This is a genomic window from Gracilibacillus halophilus YIM-C55.5 (assembly GCF_000359605.1).
Lineage (GTDB): Bacteria > Bacillota > Bacilli > Bacillales > Amphibacillaceae > Gracilibacillus > Gracilibacillus halophilus.
Map to the genome: position 1 here is coordinate 1 of NZ_APML01000019.1, position 15,154 is coordinate 15,154.

Consider the following 15,154-nt stretch of genomic DNA (forward strand, 5'->3'; position numbering starts at 1 on the left):
ACCTTTTAGAAAACAGCGATAAGTAAAAAACAAAACAGGGATGGTGAAACCTATCCCTGTTTTAGCATGTATCTTTTAGAAACCAGCGTTTAGGAAATACAAATGTTGACTTTAAAACGGTCCTGGGCCGTAATAAGGTCCGTAAGGAGGTCCTTGAGGTCCATACGGGCCCGGTCCGTATCCATATGGAGAGTAAGGTCCAGGACCATAGGGACCATATGGACCGGGGCCATCAATTAATTCTCCTCCGAGAAATCCTAGGCCAAACCCTAATAAACCAGCACCTAAAGGTCCTATGGGTCCAAAAAATCGCTGATCGTGCTCCTCAGTATAAGGTTGGAATTGACGCTGAACGGGTGGATGCATCATAATTGTGCTCCTTTCAAATCTGAGTTAAAGATAACTATCTCAATAGTAGCCTATGCATGAATGACAAATTAGCTAGGGTATGTGCCCATTTTTTGTTATAATAATAGAAAAAGAGAGAGGATGGTTTATGGGTGAAGGTCTTAACGCAAGAAGAATGTAATCAAGAGGACGTGGATGTAAATGAAGCATGCCCAAGTATGACAACCTATTTGCTTAGTGACGCACCGAACGCGCCGATGATTATTGTAATTCCTGGTGGTGCGTACCATCATCGAGCCTATCATGAAGGTGAACCTGTGGCAAAATGGCTCAACCAGGCTGGTTATCATGCTTGCGTACTCCGCTACCACGTCGCCCCTTTTCATTATCCAATCCAATTACAGGACGGACAATATGCCATTCGCTATGTTCGGTACCATTTGCCAAACTGGGGAATTTCTTCTCAAAGCAAAGTAGGCGTTTTAGGTTTTTCTGCAGGTGGACATCTAGCAGCAATGCTCAGTACGATGTTTGATGATGGCATTGAATCGCCGGAAGATCCAATTGAACGTCAATCAAGTCGCCCTGACTTTCAAATTTTGTGTTATCCAGTAATTACAATGGGGGAGTACACACATGAAGGGAGCAAGCAAAATTTGCTAGGTGAAACACAAGATGCGTCAATCATCAAGCAATTATCTTGTGAGAACCTCGTTAGCGATCATACACCACCTGCTTTTATTTGGTCGACAGCTGAAGACCAAGCTGTTTCTTCGATGAATAGCTTGCTTTATGTGCAAGCGTTACAAAAACGTAGCATTCCTTATGATTTACATATTTACCAAGAAGGAAGACATGGGCTTGGCTTAGCTAATGATCAACATCATACGCGTACATGGAAGGATGCATGTTTGGATTGGATGGAACATTATATCAAGTAATTGTTGGAGGTAAAAAATCATGAAAATAAAAATGCTCGTACAGTCTACGTATCAGGACCAGCTACTTCGTGCAGGTAAAATCTATGAAATAAATGATGAGACTGCTAATCGATGGGTTGTAAGTGGCATCGCTGAAAGGGTAGATGACACAACACAAAAACACGAAACGACAAACTAATATGTATAATCTTGTAATAGCTTTCGTAATGTCTTGCGAAAGCTCATTTTTTGTTCTGCCGTTAATTTTTTCGGTCCTTTTGTTCGATGACCAGCTTTTCTTGCTTTCGCATTGATGTGTCTTTCTTGTAGCATCTGGTCAATGCGTTCGGATTTATAAATAAAACCCGAGTGATGGATGACTGTACAACCTTGTTCCAACCCTAATGCAGCTAACCCATAATCTTGCGTGACAATGATATCTCCAGGAGTAGACAATTGTACGATTTTATAATCGGCAGCATCTGCACCACTATCGACATAGGATACAGTTACAAATGACGGGTACATTTGCATAGAAAAATGATTGTAACTGCGCACTAATGTAACGGGTAGCTGGTATGGTTCTACTTCTTCAATGATCGTATCTACGACTGGGCACGCATCAGCGTCGACTAAAATTTTCATAAAATGAACACTTCCTTCGATTCATTTATACATGCTATGTAAACAGAAAAACTCACTAGACGAAAAGTAGAAGAGTGGAGGTCTAGTGAGCGTTTATTGATTTATCCCGCATCATAGTTTTGATGGACGAAGTAAAGTTCGTCTTTTAAGCGTTCAGTTTCCTCTTGATTTAATGGAATCATTGGTAACCGAACAGAACCAACATCCATTCCTGAAAAAGCTAATGCAGCTTTCACCGGTGTTGGACTTGGTGCCATAAACAAGGCTTTCATGATCGGATGAATCTGCTGGTGAAGCGATGCCACTTGTTGATTTTCTCCATCTACATACGCCTGTACCATTTGTTTCATTTCATTACCAATGATATGAGAAGAAACCGAAATCACGCCGTAACCACCAACGGAAAGAATCGGTAATGTCATATTATCATCACCGCTGTAGAGAAGAAAATCATCACTTGTTTCACGACAAATTTTTGTGATGTTATCAAGATCACTACTTGCTTCTTTTACCGCGACAATATTATCGATTTGTGATAAGCGAATAATAGTTTCTGGTTGAACGTTGACGCCCGTTCGTCCTGGGATATTATAAAGAATAACAGGTAACGTCGTTTCGTTCGCGATCGTTGCAAAATGTTGATAAATTCCTTCCTGAGAAGGTTTGTTATAATAAGGTGTGACTAACATAACCCCGTCCACACCGATTGTTTCGGCTTGACGCGTTAATTCAATCGATGCTTGTGTGTTATTTGACCCTGTACCTGCGATCACAGGTACACGACCGTTAACGGTTTTGACAACAAACTGAAGTAGTGACAATTTCTCTTCTTTTGTTAATGTCGGTGATTCACCGGTTGTTCCTGCAACAACTAATCCATCGGTTCCATTAGCTAACAAATGATGAATTAATCGTTCTGTTTTATGAAAATCAATTTGTCCTTGTTGATCGAATGGTGTGACCATTGCTGTTAAAATACGTCCAAAATCCATGATTTCTCCACCTCTATTCATCGTTTTTGTTAAAGATTACGAATATGAATAGAGGGTATCTCATCACCATTGATGCCTTTACGAAAAAAGATGCAACAATGAGGGTATCATTGTTGCATCATCTTGTTATGGTATATGATGCGTGAGATAGCCCTCCATATAGTATTCCACTATATGACAGCCCAGCATTTCTTCAATGGTGGACCAGTGAAATAAAATGATGTTATTTCTATTTCACTTCGGCAAATTCCCCTTTCAATACCTATCTACAGGAACATCACCTTCAAGATATTTACTCATGGTCATCGCGCCTCTACTCTCACTTCAATTAAATTGAAGTAATACTATGGAATTGTATATATACCATAACAGAGATATGAATAGATTGCAAGTGAAAATCATTTTGAAATAAATCTTAAAAGTGAATTGACAAATTGGAAGTATTTGATAAAATATACATGAATAAAAAAATATTGCGCATCAACCACTAGGGGTGTCTTGTGAAGACTGAGATTAAAGTGACACTTTAAGACCCTTGGAACCTGATCTGGTTCATACCAGCGTAGGGAAGTGGTGGTCATACTTATATATTATTCTGTAAGTGTATACCACTATCCCTATGTCGACGTATGGATAGTGGTTTTTTGCGTATAAGGGAGGAAATAGTTATGAAATTTTCAGAGCAATTACGAAAAGAAGTCGATGCAGTATGGCAGGCGAGTTTTCAACATCCATTTGTGCAAGGAATCGGGAATGGGACCTTACCAGTGGAGAAATTTAAGTATTATGTATTACAAGATGCTTATTATTTATCCCACTTTGCTCGTGTACAATCACTCGGTGCAGCTAAAGCTGATTCATTTGAACGAACGAACCGAATGGCTGCTCATGCACAAGGTACGTATGAAGCAGAGCTTGAGTTACACAGAACATTTACAGAAATGTTAAATATAACAGAAGAAGAGAAGAGCGACTTCCAACCATCTCCAACAGCTTATGCCTATACTTCACACCTCTATCGTGCGGCTTATCATGGACATTTAGGTGATGTAATTGCTGTCATTTTACCATGTTATTGGCTCTATTATGAGGTGGGAGAAGAACTTAAAGATAAACAACCTGAACATCCAGTCTATCAAAAGTGGATAGAGGCTTACGGTGGTGACTGGTTCAAACAATTAGTTAAGGAACAAATTGATCGCTTAGATGAGATAGCAACGCAAGTAACTTCAAATGACTTGGAACGAATGAAAGAGCATTTTGTGATCAGCAGTAATTATGAATACATGTTTTGGGACATGGCTTATCATTTGGAATCATGGGATCAATTATTAAATACGAAAGTTGGTGGGACGAATGAGTAAAAAGTTAACCCTTACGGATGTACTTGTCACAGTTGTTATCGCTCTTGTTTTCAGTCTGATTTATAAAATTTGGGGTCCGCTTTATAGTTTTCTGTCCGTATTCGGCTTACACATTGACCAACTGATATACGGGATGTGGTTTATGGCGGCAACCGTTGCTTTTCTCATTATTCAGAAGCCAGGTGTGGGTCTGCTTGCAGAAATTGCAGCTGCCCAAGGTGAGTTTATGTTTGGTGGCCAATGGGGGATCTCTCTTTTACTCTATGGTTTCATCCAAGGGCTAGGCTGCGAAGTGATTTTCGCACTATTTCGCTACAAGAGTTATCGACTCGTTGTTATGTGCTTGGCTGGTATTCTAGCTGGTATTGGATCTTTATGGCTCGATACGTATTACGGATATATCGGAGATTTAGCGCTATGGAATTTACTTTTATATATTGGCGCTCGCCTTATTGGATCGATCGTCATTACGGGTGTGTTTGCTTATTATCTTGTCCAAGCATTAGAAAAAACGGGTGTAACCAATCTTGTCAGACCCGTATCCCGTGATGATTATCGTGCATTAGAGGATGGAAGGTGATTTCGTGACGTGTGAAAACGCAATTTCTGTAGATCATCTCCGTTTAAAATTTAGTGGGGAAAAATCCTTTTTAATGAAGGATTTTTCTCTTTCCATACAAAAGAATGAAAAAGTATTAATTGTAGGGCCATCAGGATCAGGGAAGTCGACATTACTGCAAGTGTTATCCGGGTTGATCCCAAATAGTGTAGAAGTTCCTGTCACTTATCAATCGCGTACTTTACCTAATGCATATGGGTATGTATTTCAAGATCCGGACGCTCAATTTTGTATGCCTTACGTAGATGAAGAATTAGCCTTTGTTCTTGAAAACATGCAAGTTCCACACATTGAAATGGAGGACTATATTCAGTATTATCTGCATCTTGTCGGCTTGAAATTGACGAATGCTCATACGAAAATCTCGGAACTCTCAGGTGGCATGAAGCAACGACTAGCGATTGCCTCAGCAATGGCGTTACAGCCTGATATATTGTTTCTGGATGAACCAACTGCGATGCTTGATCCAGAGGGGACTCAACGGGTATGGGACACCATAAAGCAAGTAAGTAAAGAACAAACAGTTGTAATCGTTGAACATAAGATCGAAAAAGTTCTTGATTATGTAGATCGAGTAGTCTTTATCAACCAAAAAGGACAAATCGTTGCAGATGACAATCCGCAAACAGTATGGCAACAACATCGAAGTCAATGGAAAGAACATGGTATTTGGTATCCAGGCGTATGGAATGATTATATCCGCTCTCATTCATTTCATCAGTTTGCTGACATAGACCATAAAGACGCAGATGTTCTTGTTCAATTGTCTGACTTCAAAGTTTATCGGAATAAAAAAGAACAGGTTTCGGTTGATAATATGACAATTGCGAAAGGTGACTTGATCGCAATTCGCGGGATAAACGGATCAGGAAAAAGTACGTTCTTATTAGGATTAATCGAACTGTTGTCGACAGCTGGTACTTGTATCTATAATCCTGACTCATTTGTCGATCATCAGCCTATTTATCAGCAAATTGGCTTTGTCTTTCAAAATCCAGAATTACAATTTGTCACTGATCAAGTATACAAAGAGCTTGAATTCTCACTAACTAACATCGATCTCACTGATGAAGAAAAGCATGATTGGATTGACGAAATGTTGCAACAAATTCATTTAAAACATACCCAAAAGAAGCATCCTTATGAGCTTTCAACAGGGGAAAAGAAAAGGTTAAGTATAGCGACTGCCATCATCAATCGTCCACCGCTTGTATTGTTGGATGAACCTACGTTCGGACAAGATGCGCGTAATACGTTTGAAATTATGAACATGATTCAACAATTACAAAAACTAGGAACTGCCATTGTGATGGTGACACACGATGATGCGATTTCAAACCAGTTTGCCACTCAGAAAGGATACATGCATCAAGGAAACTTGTCGATGCGATCGTTAAAAGAGGTGACATTTACCAATGCAACTTAATTTCTCGTATCGAACGACTTGGTTGCATCAAGTCAATCCGAGCGTAAAACTTTCAATACTTATGATCATTTTTATTGGGTTAATTTTTATTCATAACCCGAATATGATTGTCTATATTGGAATGGGCACCAGTTTGTTGTACGTTTTTTATACAGGGCATCGCTGGGTGACGATTGGCCTTCTTTTTGCGCCGTTTATCTTGATTTTCGTGACAACTTCTGTGGCAATGGTGTTATTCGGTGATGGTGAGACCACATGGTTTCGTTTCGGGATAATTCATATTACAGAGGAAAGTTTTTATCGAGGGTTACATTTAGGACTTCGGAGCATTGTTTTTGGCTTATTTGGCTTGATTTTTGCATTAACGACGCGACCTGTTTTACTTTTTTATTCATTAATGCAGCAATTCAAACTGCATCCAAAGTATGCGTACAGTTTTATGGCAGCTATTCGTATGTTGCCAATTATTGCGGAAGAGTTTCAAGTTTTAAGGCAGGCTTTGAAAATTCGTGGGATAAATTATGAAAAGGGAATTAAAGGTGTTTATCAACGTATTCGATTGTACGCTATTCCTTTATTAGCACAAAGTATTCGCCGAGCCCATCGCATTGCTGTAGCGATGGAGGCTAAGCAATTTTCACAATCGGAGCAAGGGAGGACGTATTATTATCCATTAACTTACTCATTTTATGACCTGCTCTTTTTCGTTATCGTATCTGGTTTACTCGTTTGTTCTTTATATCTTGCTATTTCATTTCCAATTTTTCCAGTTGTCAATGTACGTTAATGAGAGTGATCCGGAACTAAAAAATTTATATTAATTGTTAAAAGTACGGATATAAAAGAAATTTTTACACATGATATGATTAGCGATAGCTAACGAGGAGGTATAAAGATGAAGCGTTTTATAATGATGATTGTTATGGTGTTTGGTTTGGTAGGCATTGGTGCTGTTTCAGTAACCGCTGAACAGCATCAAGATGTGGAATTAACAAACGAACAACAAAATGAGATGGCTAAACTCCAGCAACAAGCACTAGAACAACAGGTGAAAATTGTTGAGAAATACGTTGAATACGGTGTATATTCAGAGGAAAAGGGAGGAAAGATTATTTCTCATTTAGAAGAACATTACGAAAAACTGAAAGAAAATGATTTTGTCCCACAATGGGATAGAAAGCATGGTAAAAAGCCGCACGATAAAAATTAATATGAAAAAGTCAACACTTCAATGGTGTTGACTTTTACTTTGTAAGAAACGTTTCTGTATAAAACGGTTGTGCCTCTTCATTGAACGCTACGCCTACTGAAAGTGTTTCAAATCCTTCTTTTAATATATTCTCTCTGTGTCCTTTGGAATTCATCAATCCAGCGTGTGCGTAAATACTACTCGGTTGGCCAGAAGCCAAATTTTCACCAGCCATGCGGTACGTCACACCGTCTTCCTCAAGTCGGTCAAATGGGCTTTGACCATCAAGGTTCGTATGTCCGAAATAATGATTATGTGCCATATCTTCACTGTGATCACGAGAAGTTGTTAGAGTTGAGTGATCCCAAGATAAAGGGGAGAGGCCATGCTTGATTCTGCTAGCATTGACTAGATCAAATAATTGTTTTTCCAACCCATTTCTCAATTCATTACTTGGTTCACCGAAATATTCTTCTTTTTGTTGTTCAAGATCTTCCCGGATAATTTGTATAGCAGCAATTTTCCAATTGTCATGTTTGTCATAGAAGATCGTGACATAGTTTTGATCGATTTGAAAAATGTCGTATTCGCCCGTATCATCGACTTGATATTGAACAAGTCCTTTTCGCATCGTTTGAATCGGTTCGTTTAATGTAGATAATACGGTATCCTTGTTCGTTTCAAAACTAATTTCTTTTTCAGAAGAGAGGAGGTCTTGATTCGTATAAAGTCCAGCCACTTTATTTTCTTGATCATATGCTACCATGAAAAAGTTATGATACTCATCGTGATAGGTAAACCAGTTGGCTCCATAATCATTCTCCGAAGATCTCTGAGGGTTGCCGACTTTTTCCTCGACTTCCGAACGATTATCATTAATTTCGACATTATGGATGGAAAAAGTTTGTTCCGATGGCTGATTAAGTTTAGGCTGTTCAGGCGTATCGCTTTCAGAATTATTTTTATCTTCATTAAGATGACTTAATCTTTCGAGTAAGCGTTCTGTATACGCAGATATGGCGTGCAACGTGTTTTGAAATTCAGGTTGTGTCACGAAATCACTTACGTCTGTACGAATGTTTTTTGCAACACCTGATAGACCCGAACGTTCATATGTATCACCATAAAAATACCAGAAACCAACCGCGATCAACAATAGGGCGATGATACTTTTTAATTTTAGCAAAATTACACTCCTGACAAATCATTTCTTTAAATTATCATAGCAACAACGACGGAGGTAAGCAATATAAAAAACGTCAAATAAGTGATAATCAAACCAATAAATATATATGTGAAACAGTTTAACCAATATATTCTATAGTAAAACAGATATTCATATAGAAGAGGGTAAAAGATATATAACATGGACACACTATAAAAATTATTTTCTAGTTTACATAATATACATTATCGGAAGTAATTTAGAAGGAGTGTCTCAATATCTCAAATAACAAGTATACTTAAGATAGTGAGACAAAATAAAAAATGATCGAGTATTAATCATTATTATACGGAACTTTTGGTAAATCTTTAATTGCTGGGCCTTCAATTACTTTGCCTTCTGGTGTAAATCGTGATCCATGACACGGACAGTCCCACGATTTCTCCGTATCATTCCAGTTCACTTCACAGCCTAAATGTGTGCATGTTGTGTCAATGGCATGTACTTTATGTTCGTTATCCTTGTATAATCCGATGACTTGGCCGTTTTGTTTGGTTTTCAACGCTGAACCTGGCTTGATTTCATTTTCTGTATGCCTTTCTTGTGCAAATTTTCCTCGTATATATTCAGTTGCTACATTTGTGTTCGTTGTGATCAGTTTCCTTAAACTTGGATCAGCTTGGAATCTCGTCGGCCTATATAAATCGATATAACGTGACTCTTTGTCTAATATCATTTTTGACAGCAAATCAGCAGCGACCGTGCTGTTTGTCATCCCCCATTTACGAAATCCTGTAGCAATTAAAATTTCTGGACGATTTTTATTTAAACGTCCAATATATGGCATCTTATCTAACGTTGTATAGTCTTGCGCTGACCATTGATATTCCCAGTTTCCAACAGGTAAATAATTTTCCGCGAATTGCTGTAATAATTGATATGGTGACGTTTGCTTTTTATATTGACCAGTTTTATGGTTCTCGCCACCAACGATCCATAACTCTTTTCCGTTATGTGTGACGGTTCGCAAGGTTTTTTTCGGCTGGTCAATACTTAGATACATACCTCCGGGATACATCTCCTTAGATGAAAATGCAGCAAGATACGAACGGCTAGGATACATTCTAGCGCTATAAAAGGCTTCTCCTTCATAGAATGGAAAATGTGACGCTTGTACGACATAATCACAGACAATCGTATGCTGTGTGTTTGTACGAACGATCGTGTGATCACTGTTTTCAATATCTACAGCTTCTGTTTGTTCATATATTTCAATGTCATTTCTCGCTAATTCATCAATCATCCCCTTTACATATAAGATGGGATGAAATTGTGCCTGGTTTGACATTTTCAATGCGAAGGAAGCTGGAATGTGAAATGGTAATTCGCTCACCTCGTTCCCTTTAATGTCTAACTGTTGATATGCGGTTAGCTCCTTTTCTAGTTTCTTTTGTTGTTTTTCATCATTAGTGTATAAAATCGCATCTTGTTTTTCGTACTGACAATCAATTTGTAACGATTCAATGATCGATTCAATTTGACGCATTGCTTCTTTTTGACTTTCGTAATACAGACGAGCATATTCTGTACCGAAATGTTGGATGAATTCATCATAGATCATACCGTGTTGTGCTGTTACCTTCGCTGTTGTATGCCCGGTTGTCCCATTAGCTACGCGATTTCTATCAATTAATACAACGCGTACGCCTTGCTGTGATAATAAAAATGCAGTTGTGATCCCAGTGATTCCACCACCGATAATCGTTACATCTGTTTTCTTATCTTCATTCAGTTTAGGAAACTCTTGGATTACTTGTTCGGATTGCCATAATGGTATATGTCGGTTCATGAAAAAATCCCCTTCCACCTACGTTCAGTTACCTTGTAGAATTATTATTACCAATAAAGTTGAGAATATGTAAAATACACGGAAATTGTTTCATTACTCTGTAAGGTTATATTTTAATTATGAGTAATACGATTGCTTTATCTATTGAGCGACGAATGGTTATAATAGGGATAGATAAAGAAGTGAGGTGATTTTTATGGAACGGATTCACGCAATTGTTACTGGAAGGGTTCAAGGTGTCGGATTTAGACAATTCACGTATCAAACGGCTCTGGAGCATAACATCAAAGGTTGGGTGCGTAATTTACAAGATGGATCAGTAGAAATCGAAGCTCAAGGTGATGAACAATCTCTTTCAGACTTCTTCCGAGCGATTCATAAAGGGCCATCGTTCTTTGCTAAAGTAAAAAACGTTCAAAAGACTAAAATTCATAAGCTTGAAGATTTCAAAAAGTTTAAAATTATATATTAAAAAACCGCTATGTTGAACATAGCGGTTTTCTCTTCTATTCTTCCTGGAAGAATTTACGATTCAGTTCAATATATTTTGTTTCTTCTTCTGGTACTTCATCTTCCATATAAATCGCTTCGACTGGACATACAGCCTCACATGCGCCGCAATCGATGCATATGTCTGGATCGATATAAAACATATCTTTCCCTTCTTCTATACAATCAACAGGGCAAACTTCTACACATTCGCCTGCTTTTTCTGTTTCACAAGGTGATGTAATAACAAATGCCAAGATTGTTCCCCTCCTTCTTACGTAAAACTTTATATTTTATGTACGACTTTGTACACATTGAATTCTAATTGCCATTATAGCTTATTTGTTTGCCGTTGTAAAACAAACGAAAAAGTTTACCATTGGTTCGGTTCTTCCCATAATCGTTCAACCATATATTCTCCACCAATTCGTTGAACAACATACACATCAGGGTTTGATAAATTCTTCCAATCTTGAAACCCTACATCCGCATGGAACTTTTTCAGCATAAGTGTTAACAGATTGCCATGAGTAACCAAAAGAAAATTTTCATTTGTTGCATTTGTCATGCACTCATCTAATAGTTCATTGGCACGCAAAAAAGCATCATTTGATGATTCCCCGCCAGGAAGCTTTAGCTGATAATTTTGAAATGACTCCTCTAGAATTTCCAACCAATCATCAACTGGCTCTTCGCTTAGCACTCGTTCTTTTAATCGTTCATCCGTTTTAATAGATATATTCATCCGATTAGCAAACGGACGAATGCTTTCTACAGAACGTAAGTACGGACTACAAATGATATGATCAATAGAAAAACTTTGTCTTTCTAACAAACGAGCTAACTCATAAGCCTGTTGCAACCCTTTTTTCGTCAAGGGTGAATCTTTATGTTGACCGAGTGCATCACAATGACGTACAAGCAAGATTCGTTTCATACTATCAGCTCCTAGTTGGGGGATCCTAAAATCGTTAAAACCTATTCATCTATTATTTCCCGCTTTGCTATCGATTAAACCTTATCTAAGGCTTTGTCGTTACAGTTCTTTAAAATATTCCTTTTTAAATCCAGCGATGCGATTTGTATTATCTATGACAAAATAAAACTCATCTGTTTCATTTTTCACTTCGTAAGTATTCCCAGGAGTTAATACGGTATCTACTTTAAATTTTTGTGCATTTGTATGAACGCATTCAATCGTTTTGATTGTTCGATTACTTTCCCAGTCTTGATGGATCATTTACATTCCCTCCCTCTTCTCTATAATAAAGGCTTTACGAACGAATGACAAGTAACAGTATAATAGTTTACATAATATGATTATCGTCAATAAGTTTTAATGAATGGTTTTAAACCAATGGGTAAAATGAGAATAATAAATAACATGCGGATTAATTGTAAGGAACCAACAATCGATGGATCTCCATTGACTTCGTTAGCTGTTAAGGCCATTTCAATTAGTCCGCCTGGCGCAAGACTTAACATCGCAGTTGCTACGTCTAATGTTGAGTAATGTGCAAATAATATACCTAAGATGACTGAAAAGAAAATGAGAAAACAACTTAATCCTAAATAAATAAATGTATATTTGCCAGCTTTTTTTAAATCGCTGATGAGAATCGATAATCCAAGGTGCATCCCAATCGTCATTTGGGCAAAATGAAAAATAGATTCATGTAGAGAAATCAGTGGGAATTCTAGTAATTGACTAGCAGCTACGAAAAACATAGGAATGATCACAAAAGCCGCTGGAACTTTAAAACGAAATATGTATGCGATGATAAAAAAGATAACATAAAAACCTACCGTCCACCATGCTGGATGACTATTATGGATCACGTCAATCTGACTTGCTGTTTCTTGGGAGCCTTCCTGTAGAAAAAATTGACTGGCTATGAGTGGGACAATAAACAACACAGCCATTAAACGAATAGTGTGAAAAATGGCAACAAGTCCCGTATTGGCATTCGTTGAATCACTCATCGCGACCATTACAGATAATCCACCTGGTATACTCCCTAACAAGCTTGTCGGTAAATGAATGTCTGTCCACTTTGCAATGGCGTATCCGCTTGCAATACAGACGCCTATGATCACACATGTTAACAAGGTGAAAGGTAGAAAGTATGGAACGACTTTATCAATTGTTGTTGCCGTAAAAGTAGCACCAATTTGTATACCTGTAATCGTAAAGCTGATGTTACGTAACATGGGATGCATCAAAAATTGTTGTTGATGAATCTGTTTCAGAACAAAAATGGCAACAAGTGGTCCTAAAATCCAAGGTAGCGGGATATGTAATAATAAAAACAAACTGGTCCCCACTAGGGATATAGAATAAATATACATATACGAAAATAGCTGATTTTTCATATAATGCCACAACCTCACATGTACGAAAAGCTCCCCTCTTAGAAAGGGAAGCTTCGTTATTATTCAAATAAATGTTTATATTGTTCAAAGCCTTCTTTTGTTAAATCTTCTTTCGGTATAAAACGAAGTGCCGCTGAATTAATACAATAGCGCATACCACCTTGATCTATCGGACCATCATCAAAGACGTGACCGAGATGCGAATCCGCTTCATCACTTCGTACTTCAATTCGTCTCATGCCATGGGATGTATCTAAATTTTCTTTTAACGCATTCCGATTGAGTGGTTGAGTAAAACTTGGCCAGCCACATCCTGCGTCATACTGTTCATTGGTTGTAAATAACGGTTCTCCGCTCACGATATCGACATACAGACCTTCTTTTTGGTTATTCCAATATTCATTATCGAACGGGCGCTCGGTTCCATTTTCTTGTGTTACATGATACTGAATAGGAGTAAGTTTCTTTTTTAGTTCTTCTTTAGAATCAATGTCTTTCCAATATTTCTTAATAAAGTCAGCTCTGCCTGAACCTTTCTTATACAACTGATAATGAAATGATTGTTTTTTATAATAATCTTGATGTTCTTCTTCAGCTGAATAAAATGTTTTGGCAGGCAAAATATCTGTCACTATCGGTTCTTGGAATGTTCCGCTTTCTTCTAGTCGTTGTTTTGACTGCTCAGCTAATCGCTTTTGTTCTTCATTATGATAAAAGATGGCTGTTTTATAGGAGTCGCCTCGATCATTAAATTGACCGCCTGCATCGGTTGGATCAATTTGTTGCCAAAAGATGTCTAATAATTTCTGATACGAAAATACATGAGGGTCAAAAGTGATTTGAACCGCTTCTCTGTGGCCCGTTGTATTCGTACATACTTCCTCATATGTTGGGTTCGGCTTGTCACCACCTGTATAACCAGATACGACTTCAATGATCCCTGGTTGTTGATCAAATGGCTCTACCATACACCAAAAACAGCCACCTGCAAACGTTGCTTTTTCGTAGGATGCTACCATGCAAAAAGCCTCCTCTATCCATTGTTACCTATTATTTTGCTACGTTCATTGTAAAAATGCAAGCGCTCCGCATATGGAATGATTATATAAATAACTTCGGTTTCGATTGTCCGTTCTCTTTCTTTGGCTTTATTTCTTTCAATTCATCTTCATTCACTTGTTCATCTATATCATCAAGAATAGTGTCTAATTCTTCATCCGATTCATTGATATTCACTTTCTCTTTACCGTCATCCGAATCAGCTATTGCATTTTCATCATCTTCCTCGTTATTGATCTCATTTAGGGCTTTCATCATTTGGATCAACTTTGGCGCATTTTTAACCATTGGTCCGTATTCTTTAATTAATGGTGTTGCTTGTTGAGCCACTTTTAGTGCTTGTTGGACATTATTCAATGTATTCATTATATTTCCCCCACTACTTGTTACACCAGATCCAGGTGGCATGAACCCAGGTGTTGAAGATGAAGAAGAAAACAGACGCTGCAAGATTCCTTGTAATCCACTTGGGCCTTGCCCTGGTATTGGCCCTCTACTTGGCAATCCACTAAAGAACCCTTGATTTTGGAATGGCTGTTGAGGAAACATGTTTGGCGGTTGATGTGGTGGTCGAAACATATGCATCTCCTTCCCATACTCTTTATTACTAGCATATGTGTCGGCGGATGAATTGATATAGGCACCACTCATATTTCCTCTTCATTACCGGTTTATTTCCCGGGCAAGCGCAAGAAGCGACAAGATATTGAATGAAT

General features: G+C 38.0%; 19 protein-coding genes and 2 riboswitches. Of the genes, 8 read left to right on the top strand and 11 right to left on the bottom strand.

The genetic code is table 11. The annotated features are described in order from the left end of the window. Positions 1-111: 111 nt before the first annotated feature. Positions 112-369 carry a hypothetical protein gene (locus tag J416_RS04325; protein ID WP_156809508.1) on the bottom strand — a complete coding sequence of 86 codons (258 nt, stop codon included), beginning with the start codon at positions 367-369 and terminating at the stop codon, positions 112-114. Between the two features lie 131 nt (positions 370-500). Between J416_RS04325 and J416_RS04330 the strand changes: the two genes are divergently transcribed. Both J416_RS04330 and J416_RS15895 read left to right on the top strand, forming a co-directional pair. Then, positions 501-1,289, top strand: a complete 789-nt coding sequence (locus tag J416_RS04330; RefSeq protein ID WP_003466004.1) for an alpha/beta hydrolase — start codon at positions 501-503, stop codon at positions 1,287-1,289. A gap of 19 nt (positions 1,290-1,308) precedes the next feature. Then, positions 1,309-1,467 (top strand): hypothetical protein, encoded by a 159-nt coding sequence (locus J416_RS15895; protein ID WP_003466005.1) that lies wholly within the window; start codon positions 1,309-1,311, stop codon positions 1,465-1,467. On the opposite strand, the gene J416_RS04335 is transcribed toward J416_RS15895, so the two are convergent. Together J416_RS04335 and dapA are read right to left on the bottom strand one after the other, a co-directional pair. After that, the gene (locus tag J416_RS04335; RefSeq protein ID WP_003466006.1) at positions 1,464-1,913 is read right to left on the bottom strand and encodes a YaiI/YqxD family protein; all 450 of its coding nucleotides are present in this window, start codon (positions 1,911-1,913) and stop codon (positions 1,464-1,466) included. The genes J416_RS15895 and J416_RS04335 overlap by 4 nt on opposite strands. Positions 1,914-2,014: 101 nt before the next feature. After that, complete coding sequence (gene dapA / locus J416_RS04340) at positions 2,015-2,905, bottom strand: 4-hydroxy-tetrahydrodipicolinate synthase (RefSeq protein ID WP_003466010.1); 891 nt, start codon at positions 2,903-2,905, stop codon at positions 2,015-2,017. A 140-nt stretch (positions 2,906-3,045) separates the two neighbouring features. Further along, a riboswitch (Lysine riboswitch) is annotated at positions 3,046-3,229 on the bottom strand. Between the two features lie 155 nt (positions 3,230-3,384). Beyond that, a riboswitch (TPP riboswitch) is annotated at positions 3,385-3,491 on the top strand. Between the two features lie 82 nt (positions 3,492-3,573). Between dapA and tenA the strand changes: the two genes are divergently transcribed. The 5 genes from tenA to J416_RS04365 all read left to right on the top strand — a co-directional run bounded on the left by tenA (position 3,574) and on the right by J416_RS04365 (position 7,524). Continuing rightward, positions 3,574-4,269: a thiaminase II gene (gene tenA, locus J416_RS04345; RefSeq protein ID WP_003466013.1), complete on the top strand. Its 696-nt coding sequence runs from the start codon at positions 3,574-3,576 to the stop codon at positions 4,267-4,269. Further along, positions 4,262-4,849, top strand: a complete 588-nt coding sequence (locus J416_RS04350; protein WP_003466016.1) for an ECF transporter S component — start codon at positions 4,262-4,264, stop codon at positions 4,847-4,849. Before tenA ends, J416_RS04350 begins: the two co-directional genes overlap by 8 nt. Positions 4,850-4,853: 4 nt before the next feature. After that, the gene (locus J416_RS04355; protein WP_003466019.1) at positions 4,854-6,314 is read left to right on the top strand and encodes an ABC transporter ATP-binding protein; all 1,461 of its coding nucleotides are present in this window, start codon (positions 4,854-4,856) and stop codon (positions 6,312-6,314) included. Further along, complete coding sequence (locus J416_RS04360; RefSeq protein ID WP_003466022.1) at positions 6,304-7,101, top strand: energy-coupling factor transporter transmembrane component T family protein; 798 nt, start codon at positions 6,304-6,306, stop codon at positions 7,099-7,101. Before J416_RS04355 ends, J416_RS04360 begins: the two co-directional genes overlap by 11 nt. Positions 7,102-7,209: 108 nt before the next feature. After that, complete coding sequence (locus J416_RS04365; protein ID WP_003466025.1) at positions 7,210-7,524, top strand: DUF2680 domain-containing protein; 315 nt, start codon at positions 7,210-7,212, stop codon at positions 7,522-7,524. A 34-nt stretch (positions 7,525-7,558) separates the two neighbouring features. Here J416_RS04365 and J416_RS04370 read toward each other — a convergent pair whose 3' ends face one another. Further along, positions 7,559-8,689, bottom strand: a complete 1,131-nt coding sequence (locus tag J416_RS04370; RefSeq protein WP_003466032.1) for a CAP domain-containing protein — start codon at positions 8,687-8,689, stop codon at positions 7,559-7,561. A gap of 313 nt (positions 8,690-9,002) precedes the next feature. Further along, positions 9,003-10,517: an FAD-dependent oxidoreductase gene (locus J416_RS04375; protein WP_003466033.1), complete on the bottom strand. Its 1,515-nt coding sequence runs from the start codon at positions 10,515-10,517 to the stop codon at positions 9,003-9,005. Positions 10,518-10,713: 196 nt separating this feature from the next. On the opposite strand from J416_RS04375, the gene J416_RS04380 reads away from it, so the two are divergent. Beyond that, positions 10,714-10,989, top strand: coding sequence for an acylphosphatase (locus tag J416_RS04380; protein WP_003466040.1), 276 nt, complete (start codon positions 10,714-10,716; stop codon positions 10,987-10,989). A gap of 34 nt (positions 10,990-11,023) precedes the next feature. Here the strand turns inward: J416_RS04380 and J416_RS04385 are convergent, their stop codons facing one another. The 6 genes from J416_RS04385 to vrrA form a co-directional block, all read right to left on the bottom strand. Next, the gene (locus tag J416_RS04385; RefSeq protein WP_003466042.1) at positions 11,024-11,263 is read right to left on the bottom strand and encodes an indolepyruvate ferredoxin oxidoreductase subunit alpha; all 240 of its coding nucleotides are present in this window, start codon (positions 11,261-11,263) and stop codon (positions 11,024-11,026) included. A 116-nt stretch (positions 11,264-11,379) separates the two neighbouring features. Beyond that, positions 11,380-11,943 (bottom strand): histidine phosphatase family protein, encoded by a 564-nt coding sequence (locus J416_RS04390; protein WP_003466043.1) that lies wholly within the window; start codon positions 11,941-11,943, stop codon positions 11,380-11,382. 99 nt (positions 11,944-12,042) lie between these two features. Continuing rightward, complete coding sequence (locus J416_RS04395) at positions 12,043-12,246, bottom strand: DUF6501 family protein (RefSeq protein ID WP_003466044.1); 204 nt, start codon at positions 12,244-12,246, stop codon at positions 12,043-12,045. Between the two features lie 86 nt (positions 12,247-12,332). Next, the gene (locus tag J416_RS04400; RefSeq protein WP_003466045.1) at positions 12,333-13,379 is read right to left on the bottom strand and encodes an AbrB family transcriptional regulator; all 1,047 of its coding nucleotides are present in this window, start codon (positions 13,377-13,379) and stop codon (positions 12,333-12,335) included. Between the two features lie 59 nt (positions 13,380-13,438). Beyond that, the gene (gene msrA / locus J416_RS04405) at positions 13,439-14,398 is read right to left on the bottom strand and encodes a peptide-methionine (S)-S-oxide reductase MsrA (protein WP_003466046.1); all 960 of its coding nucleotides are present in this window, start codon (positions 14,396-14,398) and stop codon (positions 13,439-13,441) included. An 82-nt stretch (positions 14,399-14,480) separates the two neighbouring features. Further along, positions 14,481-15,017: a VrrA/YqfQ family protein gene (gene vrrA, locus J416_RS15035; RefSeq protein WP_169331760.1), complete on the bottom strand. Its 537-nt coding sequence runs from the start codon at positions 15,015-15,017 to the stop codon at positions 14,481-14,483. Positions 15,018-15,154 lie beyond the last annotated feature (137 nt).

Coding starts and splice junctions, on each gene's coding strand:
- J416_RS04335 (WP_003466006.1), bottom strand. CDS start 1,913: ATGAAAATTTTAGTCGACGCTGATGCGTGCCCAGTCGTAGATACGATC.
- J416_RS04325 (WP_156809508.1), bottom strand. CDS start 369: ATGATGCATCCACCCGTTCAGCGTCAATTCCAACCTTATACTGAGGAG.
- vrrA (WP_169331760.1), bottom strand. CDS start 15,017: ATGTTTCGACCACCACATCAACCGCCAAACATGTTTCCTCAACAGCCA.
- dapA (WP_003466010.1), bottom strand. CDS start 2,905: ATGGATTTTGGACGTATTTTAACAGCAATGGTCACACCATTCGATCAA.
- J416_RS04350 (WP_003466016.1), top strand. CDS start 4,262: ATGAGTAAAAAGTTAACCCTTACGGATGTACTTGTCACAGTTGTTATC.
- J416_RS04365 (WP_003466025.1), top strand. CDS start 7,210: ATGAAGCGTTTTATAATGATGATTGTTATGGTGTTTGGTTTGGTAGGC.
- tenA (WP_003466013.1), top strand. CDS start 3,574: ATGAAATTTTCAGAGCAATTACGAAAAGAAGTCGATGCAGTATGGCAG.
- J416_RS04375 (WP_003466033.1), bottom strand. CDS start 10,517: ATGAACCGACATATACCATTATGGCAATCCGAACAAGTAATCCAAGAG.
- J416_RS04395 (WP_003466044.1), bottom strand. CDS start 12,246: ATGATCCATCAAGACTGGGAAAGTAATCGAACAATCAAAACGATTGAA.
- J416_RS04380 (WP_003466040.1), top strand. CDS start 10,714: ATGGAACGGATTCACGCAATTGTTACTGGAAGGGTTCAAGGTGTCGGA.
- msrA (WP_003466046.1), bottom strand. CDS start 14,398: ATGGTAGCATCCTACGAAAAAGCAACGTTTGCAGGTGGCTGTTTTTGG.
- J416_RS04390 (WP_003466043.1), bottom strand. CDS start 11,943: ATGAAACGAATCTTGCTTGTACGTCATTGTGATGCACTCGGTCAACAT.
- J416_RS15895 (WP_003466005.1), top strand. CDS start 1,309: ATGAAAATAAAAATGCTCGTACAGTCTACGTATCAGGACCAGCTACTT.
- J416_RS04400 (WP_003466045.1), bottom strand. CDS start 13,379: ATGAAAAATCAGCTATTTTCGTATATGTATATTTATTCTATATCCCTA.
- J416_RS04360 (WP_003466022.1), top strand. CDS start 6,304: ATGCAACTTAATTTCTCGTATCGAACGACTTGGTTGCATCAAGTCAAT.